This window comes from Corynebacterium sp. p3-SID1761 (genome assembly GCF_055862885.1).
The window spans coordinates 78,812-102,098 of the sequence record NZ_JBSQBJ010000001.1; the positions used below are offsets into that span (position 1 = coordinate 78,812).

Sequence of the window (23,287 nt, forward strand, 5' to 3'; positions counted from 1 at the left end):
TAGGTGGAGGCGGGCTACACCCTGCGCTCGCTAAACTTAGAAGCGATTATGATTCACCAAGCTAAATCGAACAAGGTCGTAGCGCTGAATCGTGCGTGGTCCTACCTGGGGGTGGGCATACACCTGCTGATGGTGCTGCTGATGGCCGTGACGGTCATTAGGGACGGCTGGTCGTGGAATGCCGCCGCCCTGTGCTTCATCTATGTGATGGGTCTGTGGCTGCGCCCCACTTGGCTGTGGCTGACTTTGGTTATCGCCACCTGGGCGTGCCTACTACTAGTTGCTCCGAGCGCGGCATTTATGGCTTTTGCGCTGTTCTTCCTATGCGTTGGTGTACTACCAATGTGGCCAGCAATCGTCTGCAATGTAGTGGTGACGTTCCTGTCCATCTACCAGAGTGGCGAGGCCCTGGGGCCTATCGTTGCCGCAGTGGTGGCCACTGTCGTTGGCCTGGGCTTTAAGGAATTGCGCGACGAGGCCAGTGCCCGGGAGGCTGCGAGCCGACATGCCGGGGAGATGGGTGAGCGCACGCGCCTGGCAGGGGAGATCCACGATACGGTCGCACAAGGCCTAAGCTCCATTCACATGATTCTGCAGGCCGTAGAAAAGCGGGTGGAAGATCCGGAGATCCTGGAAGATCTTCGCCTCGCCCGCACAACTGCCGAGGACAACCTGGCGGAAACTCGGCGCATTATCGCAGCCCTGCAGCCCGGCCCGCTGGTCGGCGGTGACCTGCCTATCGCATTGGCTCGAGTGTGCTCCGGCACGCCGATGGGGGAATCCCTAAGCTTTGAGGTCGAGGGGGCGCCCTACGATCTGGATGAAAAGGCTGAACAGGAGCTGACGCGTATTACGCAATCGCTGGTTTCCAATGTGGTGAAGCACTCCGAGGCCACGCAGGCGCGAGTGACCTTGACCTACCAGGAGGATCTGCTGAGCCTGGATGTTGTCGACAATGGTCGTGGCATGGATGAGGAGCAGGTTCGCAAGATCGCCGCTGAAAAGCTGAGCCTCTCGCCGGTAGGTCTAGCTGGTGTACGCCGCCGCGCTAACCTCATCGGTGCGACCATGCATGTAGAAAGCGCGCCCGATGCTGGCTGCGGCGTGTCTATCCAAATGCCGATCCGTTAGGAGTAGAGGATGCCAGGAAATCTTCGCGTTCTGATCTGCGATGATCACCCGGTTGTTCGCGCTGGGATCGAAGCTATGCTGCGGGGAGCGAGCGATGTGGAGATCATCGGCTCTGTCGGTGAACCCGAGCAAGCCGTCGCAATTGCTGCCGCAGAGCAGCCCGATGTTGTGCTGATGGATCTGCGTTTTGGCGAAGGCCCCGGCAGTGAGGGCGCCGAGTCCGGGGGAGTGTGGGCAACCCGTGCAATCCGCAAGAATAGACCTGCCCCGCAGGTGTTGATTTTGACCAACTACTCCACGGACAGTGACGTGCTCGGCGCTGTTTCCGCTGGCGCAGTTGGTTACCTCCTTAAGGACTGTGCCCCAGAAGAACTGGCCGAGGGCATCCGCCAGGCCGCTGGCGGACAAACAGTGATGAACAATAACATCATCGGCAAGCTTCGGGGTCGCCTGGCCAATCCCTTTGAGTCCCTGACGAACCGCGAGCAGGAGGTCCTTACGCTTGCTAGCCAAGGCCTGTCCAACCGCGCAATTGCGAAGAACTTGATCCTCACCGAGGCAACGGTGAAGTCCCACATGGCGCATGTTTTCTCCAAACTCAACGTAAAAAATAGGACAGCTGCGGTTGCTGTGGCGAGGGAGCGCGGAATTATCGATTAGCCCTGTTAATCTCTGAGGCTATGCGCACCACCTCTTGGACACCTCGCCGCGCCATCACCGCCGCCGTCACGACGGCTGGGCTCGCTCTGGGCGTTGCTGCCTGCACCCCGAAACCCGATGTTGCTGATGACGCCGCACAGGCCTTCCTAGCGGCTCTTTCCATTCCCGGCGAGGCCTCCACCGCGGGAGGGGAGACCGATAACCCTGACAAGGCCACGCAAGCTATCTCACAGGCGTGGGCGTCTCTGCAGGCCGAAGGCCTGCAGACCGAGCTGAAGGGCGTCAATACCCAGGACAATCAGGCAACCGCACAGTACGAACTGCGCTGGGACCTGCCCGGCGGACGTAAGTTCGCCTATGAGTCCTCCATGACTCTTACTCGCACGGGGAACGATTGGTCCGTGCGCTGGCAGCCGGCGGTTCTTCACCCGGAGCTGGGTGCGAACCAACACCTGGAGCTGCGTAGCGTGCCGGCGAAAGTGGCAAATGTCGTAGGGTCCGATGGCGCGGTGCTGTTGGAACCTGGTAGGCAGTACCGCATTCTTGTCGACAAGGACAAGGTCGCCGATGTTCTCGGAACTATGCGGCGCATTGCCGGCGAGCTCGACGCTTTGCGTGGTGCCGATAAGTCGGTTCCGAGTATCGACCCGGTGAAGAAGGCCGACGAGGCCAAAGACGTAGATGGTGAGTACTCGGTACTGACGGTCAATCAGGCCCAAGGTAAGCGTTTGGAAGGTGCCCTTGGTGGCGTTGAGGGCGTGCGGATGAACGAAGAGCCTTCCCTGGTGCGCCCGGATCCGTCCTTTGCGCCGGACATCATGGCCCGCGTGCGCAGCGTTGTTGAAGAAGACCTGCAGGGAGAAAATGGCTGGAAGGTAGTCGCTGCTACCAGCGAGGGGAATGAAGTTGCGAAGGTCGGGGGAGAGGACCCGAAGGCTTCTCCAAGCGTGCACGTGTCTCTGTCGCGCAAGGTGCAGGAGGCAGCGCAGAAGGCAGTGGATACTCGCGCCGATTCGAAGACGATGATGGTTGTCATGCGTCCTTCCACTGGCGAGGTGTTGGCCGTCGCGCAGTCGGAGAAGGCCGACGAAGATGGAAACGTCGCCCTCATGGGACAGTATCCTCCGGGTTCGACGTTCAAGATGCTCACGGCCTATGCGGGTCTGCAGAAGCAGGGCCTGACTCCGGATTCCATTGTCGGCTGCCCCGGCACTCAGGATATTGGCGGGCGTATCGTGACGAATTACAACAGTTTCTCTCTGGGAAGCACGCAACTGGAAAATGCTTTCGCTAAATCGTGCAACACTACCTTCGCGGATATCTCTACCAAGCTGAAGCCTGGCGAACTGAAGGACGTTGCCTCGCAGTTTGGCCTGGGAGCCGATTACGACATCGAGGGGCTAGATACCATCACCGGTTCCGTGCCCGAGGGCGAAAAGATGCTCGACCGTACTGAGGCGGGGTATGGCCAGGGTCTCGACCTGGCAAGCCCGTTTGGTATGGCCATGGTGGCCTCCAGCGTGGCTGCGGGACGGGCACCGACTCCTTATCTGATCAGCGGTGAGAACCATCACACGAAGGCTCAGAACGAAGAGGCCAAGACGGATGCTAAAAAGAAGCTGGATCCCAAGGTCATTGAACAGCTGCGGCGGATGATGCGCGCCGTGGTCACGAACGGCTCTGGATCTGGCGTAGCCGATGCCGGCGAGGTGTACGCCAAGACCGGTGAGGCGGAAATCAATGGGGGTTCGCACAGTTGGCTTGCCGGTTATCGCGGTGACCTGGCTTTCGCCACTCTGGTTGTGCTGGGCGGCGGGTCCGAACATGCCACGGCGGTAACGTCCAACTTCTTCAAGAACCTCGACGGGTCAGGAGCCAAGCGCCCGGAGTAGAATGGTGCGACATGACTCGAGCACCATTGACCCCTGGAAAGCCCACCCCCATCCGCACCGTGCCGGCCAATATTGAGCGCCCGGAGTACGCATGGAAGGACAGCGTTCAAGAAAACATTGGTGAGCCGTGGGTGCAGACGCCCGAGACGATCGAAAAGATGCGTGAAGCTAGCCGCATCGCCGCCGACGCACTGCACGCCGCCGGGGCTGCCGTCGCCCCCGGTGTGACCACCGACGAGATCGATCGCGTGGCGCACGAATACATGTGCGACCACGGCGCGTACCCCTCCACCCTCGGCTACCGGCACTTCCCGAAGTCCTGCTGCGTGAGCCTCAACGAGATCATCTGCCACGGCATCCCCGACAGCACCGTTATCCAGGACGGCGACATCGTCAACATCGACGTCACCGCCTACAAGAACGGCGTGCACGGCGATACCAACGCGACCTTCCTAGCCGGTGACGTCTCCGAAGAGCACCGCCTGCTGGTCGAACGCACCGAAAAGGCCATGTGGCGCGGCATTAAGGCCGTCAAGCCGGGCCGCCAGATCAACATCATCGGCCGCGTGATCGAGAGCTACGCCAAGCGCTTCGGCTACAACGTCGTGGAGGACTTCACCGGCCACGGCGTTGGTCCGACCTTCCACAACGGCCTTGTTGTGCTGCACTACGACCGCCCAACCATGTACACCGACCTGCTGGAACCGGGCATGACCCTGACAATCGAGCCGATGATCAACCTCGGCGGCCTTGACTACGAAGTCTGGGACGACGACTGGACCGTCCAGACCAAGGACCGCCAGTGGACCGCGCAGTTCGAGCACACCCTGCTGGTCACCGAAGATGGCTACGAAGTTCTCACGATCCCCAGCGAGTCCTAAGTCGACCGACTAACCTCCCAGAAGTATGGGAGACAAAACTATACCGCTGGGGCCCGGCCCTGTATCGCGTAAGCAGCACCTGCGCCGCCTCGGCCCGTTCGGCGCCTTCGCCACGCGCATCGGGGCCCGCGTAACCAAGAAGAAGAACCTCGGAGTGTTCGCCACCATCGGCCGCGCCCCGCGGTTGTTCTTCTTTTGGCTGCTCTACGGCGGCTCGATGATGCCCTTCGGTTACCTTTCGCGCGTCGAAACCGAAATGATCATCCTGCGCGTCGCCTATCTGCGCGGCAGCGCCTACGAAGCCGACCAGCACCGTGCCCTCGCGGCGAGGGTTGGGGTTAAGGATATTGACGCCCTGTTCCAGCCCGAACACGGCTTTACTGGCCGTCCAGGCACGTTGCTGGACGCCGCCGAGCAGCTCGTCCGCGATCGTGGGCTTTCCGCCGATATGGCTCAGCGCGTGCGGGATCGGCTGAGTGAGCGGGAGCAGGTTGCGTTCGTCATGCTAGTCACAAACTACGACGGCCTGGCCACGGCGCTGGACGTCATGGGAGTCCCGGTCGACGAGCCACGCTAGGCCGCCCGTCGACGATTCTCTGCCCGCTGGGCGAAGGTTTCTCGTCCTAGCGGACCGTTCGGTGCCGTCATCACCGTGTGCCCGTCGCCGTGGCTTGTCCAGGTTTCGTTGCCGTCCGGATGGATAGTCACATCCCAGGAGCCCGTCGTCTTCGCATTGTGATGCTTGCTGCACAGGCAGTGAAGATTTGCGGTGGCTGTAGGGCCACCAGCCTGCGGGTTTTCATGGTCATAACGCTTCACATGGTCCAGCTGGCACTTGTGTGCGGGAACCGAACATCCTGGGAACCGGCAGGTTCCGTCACGCCCCTCCACGCTTGCTCGCACCAATGGTGTGGGGGAATAGCCCTCGTTGCTCGCGGCACCGGGGAACTGGACGTGCGTGACGCGGTTCATCCACTTCTGTGTTGCCTGCGAGCCGACCCAGCCACCTGCGGCCCAGATCTGGGCATCCGGCTGATCCGTACTTTGATACAGGTTTAGCGTGATGTCTGCCGTGGTCTGCCTGCGTACTAAGCGCATTAGCGCTTCGGCGCGGGAACAGGAGTTGTTGTTCACCACGTTGTTGAGTGTCCGTTGAAGTTCTAGCCCTTCGAGCTTGGGTAGCGTCAAGAAGAAAACAGTGGTGGTATCCGGGCGATCGTCGATTTCTAGGCGCTTGTTGGAGCCGTCTTCGGTGTCGGCCGAGTCTTCCGGGAGTGCAAGGGGGTCGTACTTGCGAATGATTCTTTCTAGCCGGCTGCGGATCGTGGCCCTGGCTAGCATTGCCTGGTTGGGCACGGTGGGGGAGATCGCTTGAAAAATTTTTTCCTCGAAGATTTCAGGGATGTTCTGGCTGACCGGGCTGAGGCATTCGGCCATGCATCGAAGCAGGTCAAGAGAGTAAGCGCCCGTATTTGCTGCCTCACGGATAGTGGGGAATCGGCGGAACATGTGGCCGATCTCAACCAGAGTGAGTGCCCTGTATTCCGTTAAACCCAAGCGCACTGCGAGGCGTGTGGAAACGTCGATAACACACTCGTCTATCTCGGGAGTGCAGGCCACGGCGAGTTTGACGTGGCCGCGGTTGATTTCGCATGTTGCGGCACTCAATGGATCGCACGGATCGGTGACGCGCCAGCAGGGTGTGGTGGTGGAATGCTCGAACACGGTATTGCCCCTTTTTGCCTGTTCGCAGGTGGTGTGGTGGTGTTGCCAAAAAATTTTTCTTGGCTTGTGTGGGCAGTATATAAACCGCTCCGGACAACCCCTTTGCGTAGAGGAGTAATTAATCGAACAGCGAACTAGAAATTTTTTTGTATTACCCGTAGTAACACAGTGTGTGTTAGTATATGTAATACAGATTCTGAAGGAGGCTTTCCGCACCGTGTATCTCACAGTGGATCCTGACTCGCCTGTACCGATCGCCCAGCAGATCCACGACGGTATCGTGGCGGGGCTCGTCTCCGGCGAACTGCAGGACGGGCAACCTTTGCTTTCGGTGAGACGGCTGGCGGTGGAATATGGCGTCAATCCCGCAACCGTGAAGAAAGCATATGACCAGCTACAAGAAGACGGATTAGTACGCACGGCCGCGCGATCAGGCACTGTGATTACGCGCCCTGAGCAGCCGAGTGTGCAACAACGCGAACGGTTGCGCGAGGATTTGCGAGCTACTGTACGGCGAGCACTCGCGCAAGGGTTCAACGTAGGCGACATTTGCGCGACGATTGATGACCTCGCGGTGAAGTGGGATTAGGAGAACCATCATGATTGCATTCGATCCATTCCTTGCAGGAGTGTTCTGCGTGACAACGCTGCTTGTGGGGCTGATCCTGGTGTACACGCCGAAGCTGTCGTCGCCGAGTGTACGGTTGGGCGTGCGCGTGCCGGAGACACATTGGGGCGACGATGTTGTGCGGCGACAAGAGGGTACGTTCCTTAAACGCCAGGTTGCAGCGATTGTGGTTTCTGCACTGCTGGCGATACCAGCCGCTGTGGTGCCAGTGGTTGGCGCAGTGCTGACCCTCGTGCCGGTGGGTTTCTTTATGTGGAACCTCAACCAGGCTGGGCAGCCAATACGCGAGGCCAAGCAGCGGGAAGGCTGGTTCGACGGCGTGCGCACGGTCGTGGCCGGGGAGATCACGCCGGTAGAGGACACATCTCCGCAGCGTGCATGGGCCTTCACCTGGGCAGCACTGGCTGTGCTTGCTGTCGCGGCCGGGTACGTGGCCGCGCGGTGGGGTGATATTCCGGAGCGCTTCGCCACTCATTTCGGCAGTGGCTTCGAACCAGATAGTTGGGATAACAAGTCTGTGGGTTCGGTGTTCTTCCCGACGTTCTTTGGTGTGGGAATGGTGCTGCTTTTTGCGCTGATTACGGTCGTATTGTTGCGCGTTAGCGTGCCGGCCCGAGCTGATACGTCGCTGCGGGGGAAGGTCTCGCAGAAGATCATTCGGCGTCATACGGCGATGTGGCTGGCGGTGATGAACGTTGCGGTGGCCATCATGTGCGCTAGCCTGCAGGTTGTGACCGTGCTGCACACGGACTGGGTGGCTCCGGCCATAATCGGTTCGCTCGTGCTCGTGTTTGCGGTTTGTCTGGCCATGGTCGTGGCTCTGGCGAGGAAGCAGTCCGCGCTAGCGAACACGAGCGGCGAGGGGCGGGACAACGACGAGCACTACAAGTGGGGCATGTTCTACTACAACCCGGAGGATCCGGCCGTGATGGTCGACAAGCGCTTCGGGGTTGGCATGGACTTCAACTACGCCCACTGGCAGGGCAAGGCGTTCCTCGCTTTTATTGCGCTCGTGTTGCTCGCCTCGATCTCGTTGCCGTTCTTACTTTGACGCCCATCGGAACCCAGCGTTAAGCGCCTTCATCGCGCCTTTGTAAGCCCAGGGGGCGTTGACCTGCGTCCAGCGGGCAATAGGGATGTCGGGGCTGGTGTTGATGAGGTACTTGCCCTTATCCACGCCCTTCAAAATTTTTTGAGCGGCCTTGGCAGGGGTTACGGCGTGGCCCTGGAACAGGGCCGTTGCCTTCTGGATGCGCTTCTTGGAGCGGTCCACGCCGTGGATGTCGATGGTGCGAACCAGGGGAGTGTCCACCGCGCCCGGGGCGACGGCGTGCACGTCCACGCCATAGGGGGCTAGGTCGAAGCGCAGCACCTCGCACATGCCGAGCACGCCACCCTTAGAAGCAGAATAGGCCGCGTGCCACGGCAAGCCGATAACGCCCGCGGCGGAGGAGACGAATACGAACTTCCGGCGGTCGCGGCGGCGACGGCGAACCGGCTGGCTCTCCATGAGCTTCGGCGCGAAGGCCTCGACCATGTGCACGGACCCCATCAGGTTCACGTCGATCACTCGCTGCCACTTTTCGTGAGGCATCTGGCGCACATCACCCCAGATGGCGATGCCGGCCACGTGGTGCACCTGGTCGGGAATGCCGTGGGCGGCAATGATGTCCTCCGCCCAGGCCTTTACAGCGTCCACGTCAGTGACGTCGACAGTGCGCTGATCGGCGACGGTGCCGCCACGAGTGGAGATGTCACTGGCGGTGGAGGCGAGTCCTTTCTCGTCGCGGTCGCTGATGGCGACTGCATAGCCCCGTTCTGCCAGTTGTAGTGCTACCTCCCGACCGATTCCCGAGGCGGCTCCAGTGACGACTGCGAACATGGCGAAGGCTCCTTCATTAGTTTTCGAGATCTAACCCCAGCAGGGCGTTCTCGACCAATTCTGTCAGAGCAGGGTGGGGCCAATACTGCTTTTCGGCGAAATCGCGTGCAGTGATGCCGAAGGTCATGGCGGTGACAAAGCTTTGGATCAACGAGCTGGCCTCTGGCCCCATTATGTGTGCTCCGAGGATCTCGCCGGTGGTGCGGTCGGCAATTACCTTGCAGAAACCAGTGGTGTCTTCCATTGCCCAGCCGTAGGCCACGTCGCCGTACTTTTGGATCTTTACGGCGATGGGGCGGTCAGTCGCGCGGGCTTCGGCCTCGGTCATGCCCACTACGCCGATCTGCGGATGTGTGAACACACCGCTCGGAACCACCTCGTGATTGAACTTCCGCAGGTCGTCGGAGTGTGCGAGATTGTGCGCCACCACGCGAGCCTCGGCGTTGGCCACATGCTTGAGCTCGAAATCATTGCAGGCATCGCCCAGCGCCCACACACCCTCGGCGCTGGTGCGGCCGTACTCGTCGACCTCTATTCGGCCGTTCTCTTTGGTCTGGACGCCACCCGTTTCACAGTCCAACGTGTCCGAATTATTGACCCGCCCCATCGCGACAAGAACCTCCTCGCCAGTGACGATGGTTCCATCGTCCAGGGTGAGGGTGATCTGCCCGTCGGCTGTTTCCTTGGCGGCGGTAATGGTGCGCCCCAGGTGGTTCGTCCACTGCTGTTGTGCTGTAAAAGCCTCGGAGATGTCGGCGTCCAGCTTCCGCAACAGCTTGTCCGAGCGATTGATGAGCGTCACCTGCGTGCCGAGGCCAGAGAACATCGCGGCGAACTCGACGGCGACGATGCCACCGCCGACGATGATGAGGGACTTCGGTAGTTCATCCAGCCGCATGATGTCCTCGTTGGTGCGATAGCGCACATCGGCGAGGGCTGGGTGAATGCGTGGGCGGCCACCGGTGGCGAGAACGATATTGGTGCCAGTGATGGTGGGGCCATCGTCGATCTGCAGAGTGCGTGGGCCGATGAAACGGGCAGTGCCTTCGAAGAGGGTGATATTTGGGGTTTCGTTCCCTGCGCGGTACTCCGCACCGGCATGACTAATGGGATCAATGCGGTCGCCGAAGACGCGCTGCTGGATACCCTTCCAATCGACGTGCTCGAGCGAGCCGGTGAGGCTTAGGCGGGATGCCTCGGAGAAACCGCGGGCGACGTCGGCGGTGTGGACGAACATCTTGGTAGGGATGCAACCGACGTTGATGCAAGTGCCGCCGAAAATGCCCTTTTCAACGATGGCGATTCTTTGGTGCTCGTTGGCTGGGCTGGGCAAAGAGTTACCAGAGCCCGTGCCAACGATGATGAGGTCAAAATTATCCATGATGGATCTTCCTTTCGTTGAAGACATCCGTGAGCCACTCGTCGGCAGCGGCGAAGGCTCGCGCGCGAACCGAGGGGCGGGAGAGGAAAACATCGTGCAAGGCACCCTCGATGACAATGGTGGTGGAAAGGGATGCGACATTGGAAGCCTGCTGCCACATCTGGCTGGGCATAAGGATGAGATCGGCGTTATAGGACTGCCGGGAGAGCTTCTTGGAAAAGTGGTGAGTGTGGCTAGTGAAGATCAGCGTAGGAACGCCGGTGTCACCCTTGCCAGAGTGCAGGCGGCGGATTTCTCGGGCGACGCCGAGTAGCCATTGGATGTACTTGGGGCGAGGTTCTAGAGGCTTGAGACGCAGGTTGTAGTTCCACTCACCGGCCTCGGTGACGTGCAGAGATTTGCCGTAGACCGGGTTGATGCCACCAGGAAGCAGGAGGTTGGGCCTTAGCTTGTTGATGACAGGCAGCACGCGGTTAATGGCGAAGCGGACCACCGGATTGAACTGAAGACCAAACCACGGCGAGTTCAAGACGACGGCGGCGATGGAGTTGTGGAGAGGGGAATTGGCGTCATAAAGGCGATGAGCCCACATCGTCACATCCAACCCGCCGGTCGAGTGTCCGACAGGAACCACCGTGCCGTGGGCGGCGGCCAAGAGCGCGGCGGCGGTAGAGAGATCCTCGTCGTAGAGCGACTGATCGCTGACATGGTGCCATGTCTGGCCTTCGCGCCAGGAGCGGCCACACTTGCGAAGATCGATACCGTAGACGGCGAAGCCACGTTCATGGAAATGACGGGCGACGTGATCTTGGAAGAAATAATCCGTCATTCCATGGACAAAAAGCATGGCGGGGCGAGCGAAAAAGGAATCGTCGGCGGCGCCCGGGCAGTAACGCACCAGGGTGCAGCGAATGGGGGATTCGCCATCCGGGTCTGCGCCTAGTTCAAGGAAGCATTGTCCAAAGCCTTCGCCCAGTTCATCGGGTAAAAATGTGAGATCTGCGGCGGATGGTGGAATCGCGGGACTAGTAACCATGCCCTCATGCTAGCGCCACAGGTAGGCGGATATCGTTGAAACCTCGGCCTATAGGCGTAGAGTAAATATGACGCAATAACAGTCTAACTTTGACGCCTCCGAAGGAATGAATACATAGTGGCAAATAAAGATTCTGTGGATGTAGCACTAATTGGTGCAGGTGTTATCTCCACCACGCTGTCCGTCATGCTGAAGCAGCTGCAGCCGGACTGGAGCCAGGTGATCATCGAACGGCTGGACACCCCGGGCGCGGAATCCTCCGACCCGTGGAACAACGCAGGCACCGGGCACTCTGCACTGTGCGAGCTGAACTACACCCCAGAGGTTAATGGGAAGATCGACATTTCCAAGGCCGTTGGTGTGAACGAGAAGTTCCAGGTTTCTCGCCAGTTCTGGAGCTACCTGGTGGAGCAGAATGTGCTGGGCGACCCGTCTGAGTTCATCAACAAGGTGCCGCACGTCTCCTTCGCTCAGGGTATGGATCAGGTCGACTACCTGAAGGCTCGCTACGAGGCGCTGAAGGATCACCCGCTGTTCCCGAACATGCAGTTCAGCGATTCCGATGAAAAGTTTGCCGAGTTCCTGCCGCTGATGGCTAAGGGCCGCGACTTCAACAACCCAGTCGCGATCTCCTGGTTCGATGAGGGTACCGACATTAACTACGGTGCGCTGACTCGCCAGTACCTGGATGCTGTCACCGCCCAGGGCGTGGAGGTGCGCTACGGCAACGAGGTCAAGAACATCTCTCGCGACGGCGAGAAGTGGAAGATCACTTCCAAGAACCTGCACACCGGCGACACGTCTGTGATCACCGCGAACTTCGTCTTCGTCGGCGCGGGCGGCATGGCTCTGCCGCTGCTGCAGAAGGCCGGTATCCCGGAGATCAAGGGTTACGGTGGCTTCCCGGTATCCGGCCAGTGGCTGCGCTGCACCAACCCCGAGCTTGTGGAACAGCATCAGGCGAAGGTCTACGGCAAGGCTTCCGTGGGCGCCCCGCCGATGTCCGTCCCGCACCTGGATACCCGCGTGATCGAGGGTAAGAAGGGACTGCTGTTCGGCCCCTACGCAGGGTGGACTCCAAAGTTCCTGAAGAAGGGCAGCTACCTGGATCTGTTCAAGTCCCTGCGTGTGGGCAACATCCCGTCCTACCTGGGTGTGGGCGTGCAGGAGATGGGTCTGACGAAGTACCTCATCGAAGAGGTTCTGAAGGATCAGGCGGCTCGCGTGGAATCCCTGCGCGAGTACATGCCGCAGGCTCGTGCAGAGGATTGGGAGCTGGTTACCGCTGGCCAGCGTGTGCAGGTGATTAAGCCGATCGGTGCGCCGAAGTTCGGCTCCCTGGAGTTCGGTACTGCACTGATTAACTCCAACGACGGCACCATCGCCGGCCTGATGGGCGCATCCCCGGGTGCTTCCATTGCGCCGTCCGCGATGCTGGAGGTTCTGGAGCGCTGCTTCGGCAACCGCATCGCCGACTGGGCACCGAAGTTGAAGGAGATGATTCCTTCCTACGGCACCCGCCTGGCCAAGGACTCCAACCTGTTCAACGAGCAGTGGGATCGTTCCCAGAAGGCTCTGAAGCTGGTCTAAGTACCGCAGTAGGTCGTGAACTCGGCTTCCTCGCGCGGCACTGCCGCATGGAGGCCGAGTTTTTCGTATTTATCGTCCCATTCAAAGGGATTTTGCAGCGCCTCCAGCGCCAGCAGATAGCGGGTCATGTCACCCTTTTCGGCCTGTTCCAGCGCTGCCTGCATGCCGTGATTGCGTGGGAGGTAGATCGGGTTACGAGGATGCGGATCGTACTCCGACCAGCGTTCCGTCCACTCAGCGGCGCCGGGAGTGGACTCCAGACCCTGAGGAATAACACCGGGGGTCAAGTTCGCCAGCATTGCGTTGTAATCGGGCGCGGCGACCTGCAACAGGTCCAGCAATTGCTCTGCACAATCCGGCGCTCCTAGTGCAGCTGCCATCTGCGCGTCCCACGCTTCGGCATACTGCGGCTGGAAGCGGTAAAGGCGCTCTGTAAATTTTTTGACGCCCTCATCCACCAGTGGCACCAGCGCCTCAGCTAGGCGTGCGAGGTTCCACATCATGACGGCGGGCTGCTGGCCGTATGCGTAGCGGCCACGGGTATCGATCGAGCTATACACCGTGTCGGTGGCGAAGTAGTCCATGAAAGCGCAGGGACCGAAGTCTATCGTTTCGCCGGAAATCGCGACGTTGTCGGTATTCATCACACCGTGGATAAAGCCGAAGCGCATCCACTGGGCGACGAGTTCGGCTTGGCGGGTGATGGCGGCGTCAAAAAGGTCGAGGGGAGAAGAACCATCCGGAAAGTGGCGGGCAAGTGTGTAGTCGACGAGGCGCTCGGTGACTGTCGGCCCCATAAGTGCGGCGTATTGGAAGGTACCGATACGGATATGAGAGCTGGCGACGCGCACGCCAATGGCACCGGGGTGAAGTCCATTGCGCATGATGGTGCCGCCAGTGGTGAGGACTGCCAGCGAGCGGGCAGTAGGCACACCGAGAGCGTGGAGAGACTCGGCGAAGGCATACTCCTTGAGCGCCGCATCGAGGGGGTAATGGCCGTCACCACCGCGTGAGAAGGGGGTGCGACCAGTTCCTTTGGCATGGATATCCCGGCCGTCTTCGCGCAAGAGAAGTGCACGACCATCTCCCATACGGGGATTGAATTGACCAAATTGATGGCCTGCATAGCCGAGTGCAAAGCACTTCCCCTGGCCAGTAAGGAAATCGATGCCCGCGGGGCTGCGGAGCCACTCTGGATCTAAGCCGAGGTCCTTAGCCAACGGTTCGTTAAGCACCAGTACCTGCGGATCGGGGAAGGACTCACCGACGCAGGGCAGTGCGAGTTCCGGGAATTCTTCAGCGAAGGTATTCATGGTGCTGACCATTGTAGGGGTAGGCTGAGAACTCATGAGTGAGACAGGCAAAGTGGTGCTAATTGGCGGCGGACCAGGGGCGTGGGACCTTATTACGGTGCGCGGCATGCACGCGCTGCAACAAGCCGACGTGATCTTGACCGACCACCTGGGGCCAACCAACGAGCTCGACAAACTCTGCGACGTGGAGGCTAAGGAGGTCATCGACGTCGCCAAGCTGCCCTATGCCAAGCAAGTGAGCCAGGAGAAAACCAACGAACTGCTGGTGGAACATGCGCGGGCAGGTAAGAACGTTGTTCGCCTCAAGGGCGGAGATCCGTTTGTGTTCGGGCGGGGGTTCGAGGAGGTTCAGGCATGCGCGGCCGCGGGGATGGCGTGCGAGGTGATCCCCGGCGTGACCAGTGCAGTGAGCGTTCCCGCTGCTATCGGCGTGCCGGTTACACAGCGCGGAGTGGTCCATGCGTTTACCGTGGTCTCCGGCCATGTGGCGCCGGATAGCCCTCGTAGCCTAGTGGACTGGCGAGCGCTCGCGGCCTCTAAAGCCACACTGTGCGTAATCATGGGCGTGCGCAATGTCGCAGCCATTGCTGCAGAACTCCATGCCGGGGGCTTAAGCGCAGACACCCCGGCAGCTGTGATTCAGGAGGGCACCACGGAACAGCAACGCGGGTTCCGCTGCACACTCGGCACTCTGGCGGAAACCTTCGAGGTTAACCATGTGACCTCCCCGGTGGTGTATGTGATCGGCGAGGTGGCAGGGCTCTAGACCACCAGGGTGAGTTCCGTGGACGTTTCCTCGACGTTAAACCCGGCGGTACGGGCTATGTCGGCGACTTCACTAGGCGAGGAAGCTACGGGGTTCTGAACCAGGGCGCGAGCCAGCAGCCCCTTGTAATGCTTGTTGAAGTGGCTGACGACCTTGCGGCTGCCGTCCGGACGCACAGACTCGACGCGCACAGTGACAGCCGACTTTAGCTTCCCCAGTTGCTGGTACGCCCCGGAGCGCAAATCGACCACCAGGCCGTGTTCCTCCTCCGCGCGTTCGAGCGCCTCGGTAATGGCGGAACCCCAGCGCTTCTTCAACGTGGTTCCCGGCGGCAGCTTGGTGCCTCCGGAGAGTCGGTAGTGGGGGATCGGATCCTCAGCCATCACTAGGCCAAACAGTGCGGAACCGATAGCTAAATGAGGTGTGGTGGCGTCGCTTAGAGAAGACGCATCGAGCGCATCGTAGAGCACACCCGTGTACCGGTGTACTGCGGGCATCGTCGGGGCGGTGCGGAGAATCTGATTGGCATCGACTTCACCGCGCAGCTTTTCGGACAGCCCGAGAACCTGCAGGGCAACGTCCGGTTCAGCGGTGCACAGGTCTACCAGATCCTCGGTTAGCTCTTCGCGGATCGGGTTGAGCTCCGGGAAGTGCAGCGGTGCGCCGGCGGGCAGAGTACCACCAGGAGCCTTGGTTTCGGATGGGGGAAGCACAACCAGCATTCCCAAAGACTAGCTAAACCCCCACCGATCGACACAAGTCACAAGGCGAAAAGGTAAAGTCAAGATTCATGATTACTCGGATGTCACAACTCTTCTTGCGCACCCTTCGCGACGACCCCGCGGATGCAGAGGTGCCCAGCCACAAGCTGCTGGTACGCGCGGGATACATCCGCCGCGTGGCCCCCGGCGTGTACTCGTGGTTGCCGCTAGGCCTGCGGGTTCTGCGCAACATTGAAAAGATCGTCCGCGAGGAAATGAACGCCATCGGCGCACAGGAACTATCCTTCCCAGCGCTGCTGCCTCGCGAGCCCTACGACACTACCGGACGCTGGGTGGAGTACGGCGACGCACTGTTTAGGCTGAAGGACCGGAAGGGCGCCGACTACCTGCTGGGACCGACGCACGAGGAGATGTTCGCCTCCGTCGTGAAGTCTGAGTACAACTCCTACAAGGACTTCCCGGTCATCCTGTACCAGATCCAGACGAAGTACCGTGACGAAGAACGTCCGCGCGCTGGCATCCTGCGCGGCCGCGAGTTCATTATGAAGGATTCTTACTCCTTTAATATGGACGACGAGGGGTTGGAACAGTCCTATCAGCTGCACCGCAAGGCCTACCAAAATATTTTCGATCGTCTGGGTATCGAATATGCGATCTGCTCGGCGACCTCCGGCGCCATGGGCGGATCCGCTTCCGAGGAATTTCTGGCCGTGGCTGCCAACGGTGAGGACACGTTCGTGCGCTCTACTGACAGCGACTATGCCGCGAACGTAGAGGCTGTGGTGACGCAGGTGCCGCCGACTCGCCCGATTGAGGGGCAGCCGGAAGCCAAGGAATACGACACTCCCAATGCCGAAACCATTGAAGCTCTGGTGGAGTGGGCCAATAGCGAAGGCATCACCATCGACGGTCGTGCCGTGGAGGCTGGCGATACTCTGAAGTGCATCGTCGTCAAGGTTAACGATCCGACGCTGGACGAGGAAGGCAACCAGCGTGGTGAATCCCTGGCCGGTGTGCTGGTGCCCGGCAACCGCGAGGTAGATATGAAGCGCCTCGAAGCAGCCATGGAGCCGGCACAGGTTGAGCTGGCCGGTGAGGAAGAGTTCAAGAAGAACCCCTTCCTGGTTAAGGGATACGTTGGGCCGAAGAGCCTGGCGGACAACGGCGTACGAATGTTGGCTGATCCGCGCGTGGTGGAGGGCACCTCCTGGATTACCGGTGCGGATGCAAAGGATCGCCACATCGTCGGAATGGTTGCGGGGCGCGATTTCACCCCGGACGGGTTTGTGGAGGCAGCCGAGGTGCTGGAAGGCGACCCATCGCCGGATGGAAAGGGTACCTTGACACTGGCCCGTGGCATCGAGATTGGCCACATCTTCCAGCTGGGGCGTAAGTACACCGAGGCCTTTGATGTGAAGATTCTAGACGAGGCAGGCCGCCAGTCAGTACCGACCATGGGCTCCTATGGCGTGGGCGTGTCCCGCCTGGTCGCCGTGATTGCCGAGCAGATGCTGGACGATTCCGGCCTGCGTTGGCCCGCAGCGGTTGCGCCCTTTGATGTGCACGTGGTCATCGCCAACAAGGATGCCGCCGCAGGTGAGGCTGCGGTGGAACTGGTGGAGACCTTGTCGAACGATGGTCTCGAGGTGCTGTTCGACGACCGACCGAAGGTTTCCCCGGGCGTGAAGTTCAAGGACTCCGAACTGCTGGGTATGCCTTTGGTAGTCGTCGTAGGCCGTGGCTTTGCCAATGGCAAGGTGGAACTCCGCAACCGGATGACGGGGGAGACCTTCGAGGTCGACTATCCGGATGCGTTGGCTGAGGTTAAGCGGGCTCTCCGCGGAGAGTAATCTTTCGCGGATCTTTACCCTGGAGTCGTTCCAGTGCAGCCTCGTCGCAGGCAGTCGCCTTGAGCCAGCCCGTGGCGAACTCCACGGCCTGGGGGTTGGTTGCCCGAGCCGAGATGCGCCGAAGCTGCACGGAAATGGGCAAGATAGTGGGGTAGAGATACTCCGCCGCGGCTGTCATGTTATCTGCCTTGCCCTGGGTGTATCCGGGGTCCGGTGCGGGGACTTCCGCCCCCAGCTCCTCGAGAACGTCGATGCATTGATCCCGTAGCGTGCGGAGTTCATTAGCGATCTTCTGGATGCTCGCCCTGCCATCGGGGGTGGCGTCCTTCGCGAGAGCTACTCCAGTAGCAAAAATGGCGCCATAAGTGAGCGTCAAGACAGTGCCGAACTCGGCAGCGGCGTCAGAAAACCCATCTGCGATTTCTTTGGAAACGCGCGGGGGATGGGCGTTGGTCTGAGACATCTTCTGATTTGCGGCAACATAGGCTGCGTAAAGACCTGCGACGAGCCCCTTCTGATCACCATCCAGCGCGCGCTCGTAGGCCTCCTTTAAGGAGATACCCTGGTCCGCCTGTGAGCTATCGGTGTCTAAAAATTTCTCCTTGCACTGTTGAGGTGTATTACCGTCCTTGTCTACACCGCACTGTCGAAGCGCTTCTTGCTGTACAAGGTCATACTGCTTGCCGAGGAACTTTGACCACTTCGGGTCTCGCTGTGAGTTCTTGATCGCGGCGGCCAATCGCACAAGCTGTTCGTTGGGCTCTGGCTCTTTGGAAAATGACGCCAACCCGGTTTCACAGGCGGACAGTGTCAACCCCGCCCCAAGAAGTGCGCTGGTGCCGAGGAAACGACGGCGAGAAAGGGGCTGGCGGGGAAAGCGAGAGCTGGTCTTATTCATCAGGACTAGAAGTCTACTAGAAGGTGTTGCCTGCTAGACTCCGTGGTCATGGCATTTCCACACAAAGAGCAGCTGGAAAGCTCGCTGGGCGGGCTGGTTAAAGAATTCGGATTGGTGGTCGAGGACATCAAGATCACCAAAGCCGGGGCAAAATCGGCGATCCGCATTGCGGTGGATACTGCCGACCCACGTGCAGAACGCCCGGATCTGGATCAGCTGGAGGAACTCAGCCGGGAGGTGTCGACCCACCTGGATGAGTCGGAAGCGAAAGGCGAGATGAGCTTCGGGCCGGGGTATACCCTGGAGCTATCGACACCTGGCGTCGACTTTCCATTGACAGAACAGCGCCACTGGGTGCGCAACATTGGGCGCCTTGTGCGTACACAGCAGGGACTGCGCCGCATCGCGCAGGTCGATGGCGAAGATGTCATATTGATCACACCTGATAAGAAACAGCCCAGCGTAAGCCGCGTGCGATTCGCAGATGTCGCCGGTGCGGTGGTAGAAGTGGAATTCTCACCAGCTCCGGCAGCAGAAGCCGACCTCGTTGGACTGACGATCGAGGCCTATGGATTGTCGGGTGCGGAAGACCAGCAGGATAGTCCGGCCGAAAACTAGGAGAAACAAGTGAATATTGATATGGCAGCGCTGCGCGCAGTCGAAAAGCAGGAGTCGGTTGATTTCGATGACCTGCTAGAGGGGGTTAAACGGGGTCTACGCGAGGCGTATCGCGCAAACAGCCACTTCACGGGGCCAGTCGACGTGGACATTGATCCCATTAGCGGCGAGGTCACCATCTACCAGGTGGAAAAAGACGAAGAAGGCAATGTCACCGGTCGTATCGATGACACCCCGAAGAACTTCGGTCGCGACGGCGCGCTGGCTGTCCGGGAGGCAATTCGCTACCGCATCAACTCCGCTCGCGTACAGAGCCGCTACGACGAATACGCCGAGCTGCGTTACCGTGTGGTCTCCGGAGTGGTCTCTGCTGATGCTCGTGCGAATGAGCGCGGCGTGACCGTCGTGCACCTAGGCACCGAGGCGCGAGGCCAGGACGGGCAGATCCTGCCTGCCGAGCACATCCCCGGCGAGAAGCTGGAGCACGGCATGCGCGTCAAGGCCTTCGTCACGGACGTTATTAACAATGCCAACCGCATGGTGCAGATCAACCTTTCCCGCACCCACCCGGAGCTGGTGAAGGGACTCTTCGCTCTCGAGGTGCCGGAAGTGGCCGATGGTTCCGTGGAAATTGTCTCCGTGGCACGCGAGGCTGGCCACCGCACAAAAATCGCCGTGCGATCCACTGTAAAGGGGCTCAACGCGAAGGGAGCCTGCATTGGGCCTCGCGGACAGCGCGTCTCCAATATTATGCACGAGCTGGGAGGGGAGAAGATCGACATCATCGACTTCTCTGATGATCCGGCAACATTTGTCGGCAATGCTCTGTCCCCATCCAAGATTGTCAGCGTGAAGGTTACCGACCCGGAGATGCAGATCGCCCGCGCCGTTGTTCCGGATTATCAGCTCAGCCTAGCCATTGGTCGGGAAGGGCAGAACGCTCGCCTCGCAGCGCGTCTGACCGGTTGGAAGATCGACATTCGTTCGGAGACCGACGCCGCCGCGGAGGACACACCCAGTTAACCGTTTCAGCGGGCGGCGCGATACACTGGACAGGTGGTATCCCATGAGTGCCCCACAAACAAGCACCTTCCGCTAAGGACGTGCATCGCAACAAAGCAGGTGATGGGAATAGATCACCTGCTCCGTTGCGTTGTACATCAAAGCGCGGAAGGGATTCAGGTCGTGCCTGACCCGGAAAAGAAATTGCCCGGGCGAGGCGCATGGATCACGCCGACTGTGGAGGCATGGGAAATCGCCGTCAAGCGTAGGGCTTTCAGCCGTGCGCTGAGGGTATCCGCCAACGTGGATGCAGACCCTGTACGTGACTACATCGTCACACTGCCAGTAACAGTGGAGAATACGTGACGACCGCGAAAGTGGGCGTCAACGAAAAGGACGAGGAACTTACGTCGACATGAAGAACAACGAACACTGATGAGAACGCGATGAAGCAGCATCAGCGATGAGTATCTACAAGTACGGGAGTCGTACGTAGCCCGGCTGCAGGTGAGCCTGCACGCTTGAGCGCACTACGGCTCCGCAAACATGAAGGAGAGTAGTGGCCGGAAAGCTACGCGTACACGAGTTGGCCAAGGAACTCGGAGTGACGAGCAAGGAATTGCTCGCCACCCTGAAGGAACAGGGCGAGTTCGTTAAGACCGCTTCCTCAACGGTGCAGCCGCCCGTTGTGAAGAAGATGAAGAAGCACTACGGGGTAGGACAGGAGTCCGCTAAGGAGCCTGCTAAGCCCGCAGCAAAGCCCGCCGCCAAGCCAGGCCCGAAGCCGGGGCCGAAGGCAGCATCGAAGCCTGGTGCGAAGCCTGGCCCCAAGCCGGGACCAAAGCCGGTTAAGAGCACCAACCCGGTTGCTAACGCTGGCACCAAGCCCACCTCCACCGTGAAGCCGGGCGAGAAGCCGGCACCCAAGCCCGCTCCAAAGCCGAGCCCAAAGCCGGGGCCGAAGCCCGGTGCCAAGCCAGGACCAAAGCCGGGGGCTAAGCCAGCCCCGAAGCCGGGTGGTCGCGCACCACGCGTGGCCAACAACCCGTTCTCTTCCGGTGAACCTGCTCCGCGTCCGCGCGGTGGACAGGCAGCGCCTGGGGATATGCCGCGTCCGGGTAGCCGACCGGGCAACAAGAAGCCCGGCCCGAAGCCAGGTGCAGGTAAGACCGGTGCAAAGCAGGGCGGTGTAAAGCAGGGCGGCGGTCGTCGTCCGTCGCCGGCCATGATGCCGAGCCACCCGAATCCCGCACAAATGCCGTCGAAGTCGGACAATAGCTTCGGCGGCGGACGTGGTCGTGGTGGACGCCATGGTGGACCGGGCGGCCCCGGTGGCCCTGGTGGTCCGGGAGGCCCGCGCGGTGGACGCGGTGGGCGTCGCGGCGGCACCGCAGGTGCATTCGGCCGTCCAGGCGGTGCCCCGCGTAAGGGACGCAAGTCGAAGCGTCAGAAGCGCAACGAGTACGAGGCAATGCAGGCGCCGAGTGTCGTTGGCGGCGTGAAGCTGCCTAACGGCAAGGGCGCAAAGATTCGCCTTGCACGCGGTGCATCCTTGATGGACTTCGCAGAGAAGATCGACGCAGATGCAGCAGCACTGGTCCAGGCTCTGTTCAACCTGGGCGAAATGGTGACCGCTACCCAGTCGGTCTCCGACGAGACGTTGATGCTGCTCGGCGAGGAAATGGATTACAAGGTCGAGGTCGTCTCCCCAGAGGACGAGGACCGCGAGCTGCTGGAATCCTTCGATCTGCAGTTCGGTGAGGACGAAGGCCAGGATGAAGACCTGGCTCAGCGTCCTCCGGTGGTTACCGTCATGGGTCACGTCGACCACGGTAAGACTCGACTGTTGGATACGATTCGCGAGGCGAACGTCGGTGGCGGCGAGGCCGGCGGTATTACCCAGCACATTGGCGCCTACCAGGTCTCCGTGAACATGGAGGGCGAGGATCGCCTGGTCACCTTCCTGGATACCCCGGGTCACGAGGCCTTTACCGCCATGCGTGCTCGCGGCGCGAACTCTACCGATATCGCGATCCTGGTGGTCGCTGCGGATGACGGTGTAATGCCGCAGACCGTAGAGGCGATTAACCACGCCAAGGCCGCTGACATCCCTGTCGTGGTTGCGGTGAACAAGATCGATAAGGAAGGCGCCCAGCCGGACAAGATCCGTGGTCAGCTGACCGAGTACGACCTGATTCCGGAGGAGTACGGCGGCGACACGATGTTCGTGGATATCTCTGCAAAGCAGGGCACCAACATCGATCAGCTGCTGGAATCCGTCCTGCTGACGGCCGACGCTTCACTGGATCTGCGCGCCAACCCGGATATGGACGCTCAGGGTGTGGCTATCGAGTCTCACCTCGACCGTGGTCGCGGACCGATCGCTACCATCATCGTGCAGCGCGGTACGCTGCGCGTGGGTGATTCGATTGTCGTTGGTGACGCCCACGGTCGCGTGCGCCGCATGATCGACGAACACGGCCGTGACGTTACCGAGGCAGGTCCGTCTTGCCCGGTACAGGTTCTGGGTCTGACCAGCGTGTCCGGTGCTGGCGACAACCTGTTGGTTGTTGACGAGGACCGCACCGCTCGCCAGATTGCCGATCGCCGCAATGCACGTCGCCGTAACGCCATGCAGGCCAAGAACCGCAAGCGTGTATCCCTGGAAGATCTGGATGCGGTGTTGAAGGAAACCAACACCCTGAACCTGATCCTGAAGGGCGACAACGCAGGTACGGTCGAGGCTCTGGAAGACGCGCTGCTGAAGATCGAGGTCGACGACGAAGTGGATCTGAACATCATCGACCGCGGTGTCGGTGCGGTGACGGAAACCAACGTCAACCTGGCCGCGGCGTCGGACGCAGTCATCATCGGCTTCAACGTACGCGCTGAGGGTAAGGCTACCGAGGTAGCGAACGCCGAGGGCGTAGATATTCGCTACTACTCGATTATCTACAAGGCAATCGAAGAGGTTGAGGCAGCGCTGAAGGGCATGCTGAAGCCCATCTACGAGGAGCGCGAGATCGGCAAGGCGGAAATCCGCCAGATCTTCAAGGCTTCTTCCGTGGGCCTCATCGCAGGTTGCATGGTGGAAACCGGCAAGGTTCGCCGCAATGCACAGATCCGCCTCATCCGCGACGGCAGTGTCGTGGCGGAGAAGGCGACGATCGAGTCACTGCGCCGCGAAAAGGACGATGTCACCGAGGTCTCCGCAGGTTACGAGTGCGGTATGGTGCTGTCGTACCCGGATATCCAGGTCGACGACATCATTGAGGTCTTCGAGTTGGTCGAGATCCCGCGCACTTAAGGGTG

At 60.4% G+C, this 23,287-nt stretch carries 21 protein-coding genes; 14 read left to right on the plus strand and 7 right to left on the minus strand.

The window, feature by feature from the left end:
* Positions 1-48 precede the first annotated feature (48 nt).
* From ACWXWJ_RS00340 to ACWXWJ_RS00360, 5 genes are read left to right on the plus strand one after another with little or no spacing between them, the layout of a single operon-like run.
* Complete coding sequence (locus tag ACWXWJ_RS00340) at positions 49-1,131, plus strand: sensor histidine kinase (protein WP_473963187.1); 1,083 nt, start codon at positions 49-51, stop codon at positions 1,129-1,131.
* Between the two features lie 9 nt (positions 1,132-1,140).
* Positions 1,141-1,791 carry a response regulator gene (locus ACWXWJ_RS00345; protein ID WP_473963188.1) on the plus strand — a complete coding sequence of 217 codons (651 nt, stop codon included), beginning with the start codon at positions 1,141-1,143 and terminating at the stop codon, positions 1,789-1,791.
* 20 nt (positions 1,792-1,811) lie between these two features.
* Positions 1,812-3,683, plus strand: coding sequence for a penicillin-binding transpeptidase domain-containing protein (locus tag ACWXWJ_RS00350; RefSeq protein WP_473963189.1), 1,872 nt, complete (start codon positions 1,812-1,814; stop codon positions 3,681-3,683).
* Between the two features lie 11 nt (positions 3,684-3,694).
* Positions 3,695-4,564 (plus strand): type I methionyl aminopeptidase, encoded by an 870-nt coding sequence (gene map / locus ACWXWJ_RS00355; RefSeq protein WP_448308223.1) that lies wholly within the window; start codon positions 3,695-3,697, stop codon positions 4,562-4,564.
* Between the two features lie 25 nt (positions 4,565-4,589).
* On the plus strand, positions 4,590-5,141 hold the full coding sequence (locus ACWXWJ_RS00360; protein ID WP_473963190.1) for a carboxymuconolactone decarboxylase family protein: 552 nt from the start codon (positions 4,590-4,592) through the stop codon (positions 5,139-5,141).
* Here ACWXWJ_RS00360 and ACWXWJ_RS00365 read toward each other — a convergent pair.
* Positions 5,138-6,289, minus strand: a complete 1,152-nt coding sequence (locus tag ACWXWJ_RS00365) for an HNH endonuclease signature motif containing protein (RefSeq protein WP_473963191.1) — start codon at positions 6,287-6,289, stop codon at positions 5,138-5,140. The genes ACWXWJ_RS00360 and ACWXWJ_RS00365 overlap by 4 nt on opposite strands.
* Positions 6,290-6,461: 172 nt before the next feature.
* On the opposite strand from ACWXWJ_RS00365, the gene ACWXWJ_RS00370 reads away from it, so the two are divergent.
* Complete coding sequence (locus ACWXWJ_RS00370; protein WP_473963192.1) at positions 6,462-6,878, plus strand: GntR family transcriptional regulator; 417 nt, start codon at positions 6,462-6,464, stop codon at positions 6,876-6,878.
* 10 nt (positions 6,879-6,888) lie between these two features.
* Complete coding sequence (locus ACWXWJ_RS00375; RefSeq protein WP_473963193.1) at positions 6,889-7,968, plus strand: DUF5808 domain-containing protein; 1,080 nt, start codon at positions 6,889-6,891, stop codon at positions 7,966-7,968.
* Here ACWXWJ_RS00375 and ACWXWJ_RS00380 read toward each other — a convergent pair.
* Genes ACWXWJ_RS00380 through ACWXWJ_RS00390 form a run of 3 tightly spaced genes read right to left on the minus strand, consistent with a single transcriptional unit; the run spans position 7,960 to position 11,216 of the window.
* Positions 7,960-8,799 (minus strand): SDR family oxidoreductase, encoded by an 840-nt coding sequence (locus ACWXWJ_RS00380; protein ID WP_473963194.1) that lies wholly within the window; start codon positions 8,797-8,799, stop codon positions 7,960-7,962. The two genes, ACWXWJ_RS00375 and ACWXWJ_RS00380, sit on opposite strands and share 9 nt — an antisense overlap.
* Positions 8,800-8,815: 16 nt before the next feature.
* Positions 8,816-10,180, minus strand: a complete 1,365-nt coding sequence (gene mtr / locus ACWXWJ_RS00385) for a mycothione reductase (RefSeq protein WP_473963195.1) — start codon at positions 10,178-10,180, stop codon at positions 8,816-8,818.
* A complete protein-coding gene (locus ACWXWJ_RS00390; protein WP_473963196.1) occupies positions 10,173-11,216 on the minus strand; it encodes an alpha/beta hydrolase in 1,044 nt (347 codons plus the stop codon). The genes mtr and ACWXWJ_RS00390 overlap by 8 nt, the downstream gene beginning before the upstream one ends.
* 117 nt (positions 11,217-11,333) lie before the next feature.
* Between ACWXWJ_RS00390 and mqo the strand changes: the two genes are divergently transcribed.
* Positions 11,334-12,806 (plus strand): malate dehydrogenase (quinone), encoded by a 1,473-nt coding sequence (gene mqo / locus ACWXWJ_RS00395; RefSeq protein ID WP_473963197.1) that lies wholly within the window; start codon positions 11,334-11,336, stop codon positions 12,804-12,806.
* Here the strand turns inward: mqo and ACWXWJ_RS00400 are convergent.
* On the minus strand, positions 12,803-14,170 hold the full coding sequence (locus ACWXWJ_RS00400; RefSeq protein WP_473963198.1) for a protein adenylyltransferase SelO family protein: 1,368 nt from the start codon (positions 14,168-14,170) through the stop codon (positions 12,803-12,805). The two genes, mqo and ACWXWJ_RS00400, sit on opposite strands and share 4 nt — an antisense overlap.
* Between ACWXWJ_RS00400 and cobA the strand changes: the two genes are divergently transcribed.
* Positions 14,154-14,885, plus strand: a complete 732-nt coding sequence (gene cobA, locus ACWXWJ_RS00405; RefSeq protein WP_473963199.1) for a uroporphyrinogen-III C-methyltransferase — start codon at positions 14,154-14,156, stop codon at positions 14,883-14,885. The genes ACWXWJ_RS00400 and cobA overlap by 17 nt on opposite strands.
* Here cobA and yaaA read toward each other — a convergent pair.
* Positions 14,882-15,607 carry a peroxide stress protein YaaA gene (gene yaaA, locus ACWXWJ_RS00410; RefSeq protein WP_448308231.1) on the minus strand — a complete coding sequence of 242 codons (726 nt, stop codon included), beginning with the start codon at positions 15,605-15,607 and terminating at the stop codon, positions 14,882-14,884. The two genes, cobA and yaaA, sit on opposite strands and share 4 nt — an antisense overlap.
* 68 nt (positions 15,608-15,675) lie before the next feature.
* Between yaaA and ACWXWJ_RS00415 the strand changes: the two genes are divergently transcribed.
* The gene (locus tag ACWXWJ_RS00415) at positions 15,676-17,457 is read left to right on the plus strand and encodes a proline--tRNA ligase (protein ID WP_473963200.1); all 1,782 of its coding nucleotides are present in this window, start codon (positions 15,676-15,678) and stop codon (positions 17,455-17,457) included.
* Here ACWXWJ_RS00415 and ACWXWJ_RS00420 read toward each other — a convergent pair.
* Positions 17,432-18,355, minus strand: coding sequence for a twin-arginine translocation signal domain-containing protein (locus tag ACWXWJ_RS00420; protein ID WP_473963201.1), 924 nt, complete (start codon positions 18,353-18,355; stop codon positions 17,432-17,434). The two genes, ACWXWJ_RS00415 and ACWXWJ_RS00420, sit on opposite strands and share 26 nt — an antisense overlap.
* Before the next feature lie 42 nt (positions 18,356-18,397).
* Between ACWXWJ_RS00420 and rimP the strand changes: the two genes are divergently transcribed.
* The 4 genes from rimP to infB all read left to right on the plus strand — a co-directional run bounded on the left by rimP (position 18,398) and on the right by infB (position 23,282).
* Positions 18,398-18,973, plus strand: coding sequence for a ribosome maturation factor RimP (gene rimP / locus ACWXWJ_RS00425; protein WP_448308234.1), 576 nt, complete (start codon positions 18,398-18,400; stop codon positions 18,971-18,973).
* A 9-nt stretch (positions 18,974-18,982) separates the two neighbouring features.
* Complete coding sequence (gene nusA, locus ACWXWJ_RS00430; protein WP_473963202.1) at positions 18,983-19,996, plus strand: transcription termination factor NusA; 1,014 nt, start codon at positions 18,983-18,985, stop codon at positions 19,994-19,996.
* Positions 19,997-20,029: 33 nt separating this feature from the next.
* Positions 20,030-20,341, plus strand: a complete 312-nt coding sequence (locus ACWXWJ_RS00435) for a YlxR family protein (protein WP_448308235.1) — start codon at positions 20,030-20,032, stop codon at positions 20,339-20,341.
* 193 nt (positions 20,342-20,534) lie between these two features.
* Complete coding sequence (gene infB, locus ACWXWJ_RS00440) at positions 20,535-23,282, plus strand: translation initiation factor IF-2 (protein ID WP_473963203.1); 2,748 nt, start codon at positions 20,535-20,537, stop codon at positions 23,280-23,282.
* Positions 23,283-23,287: the final 5 nt, after the last annotated feature.

Bases quoted from the DNA above. Each gene is read 5' to 3' on its own strand.
- ACWXWJ_RS00375 (WP_473963193.1), top strand. From the start codon at position 6,889: ATGATTGCATTCGATCCATTCCTTGCAGGAGTGTTCTGCGTGACAACG.
- ACWXWJ_RS00390 (WP_473963196.1), bottom strand. From the start codon at position 11,216: ATGGTTACTAGTCCCGCGATTCCACCATCCGCCGCAGATCTCACATTT.
- map (WP_448308223.1), top strand. From the start codon at position 3,695: ATGACTCGAGCACCATTGACCCCTGGAAAGCCCACCCCCATCCGCACC.
- ACWXWJ_RS00420 (WP_473963201.1), bottom strand. From the start codon at position 18,355: ATGAATAAGACCAGCTCTCGCTTTCCCCGCCAGCCCCTTTCTCGCCGT.
- ACWXWJ_RS00380 (WP_473963194.1), bottom strand. From the start codon at position 8,799: ATGTTCGCAGTCGTCACTGGAGCCGCCTCGGGAATCGGTCGGGAGGTA.
- ACWXWJ_RS00360 (WP_473963190.1), top strand. From the start codon at position 4,590: ATGGGAGACAAAACTATACCGCTGGGGCCCGGCCCTGTATCGCGTAAG.
- ACWXWJ_RS00340 (WP_473963187.1), top strand. From the start codon at position 49: ATGATTCACCAAGCTAAATCGAACAAGGTCGTAGCGCTGAATCGTGCG.
- ACWXWJ_RS00345 (WP_473963188.1), top strand. From the start codon at position 1,141: ATGCCAGGAAATCTTCGCGTTCTGATCTGCGATGATCACCCGGTTGTT.
- mtr (WP_473963195.1), bottom strand. From the start codon at position 10,180: ATGGATAATTTTGACCTCATCATCGTTGGCACGGGCTCTGGTAACTCT.
- ACWXWJ_RS00350 (WP_473963189.1), top strand. From the start codon at position 1,812: ATGCGCACCACCTCTTGGACACCTCGCCGCGCCATCACCGCCGCCGTC.
- ACWXWJ_RS00415 (WP_473963200.1), top strand. From the start codon at position 15,676: ATGATTACTCGGATGTCACAACTCTTCTTGCGCACCCTTCGCGACGAC.
- cobA (WP_473963199.1), top strand. From the start codon at position 14,154: ATGAGTGAGACAGGCAAAGTGGTGCTAATTGGCGGCGGACCAGGGGCG.
- yaaA (WP_448308231.1), bottom strand. From the start codon at position 15,607: ATGCTGGTTGTGCTTCCCCCATCCGAAACCAAGGCTCCTGGTGGTACT.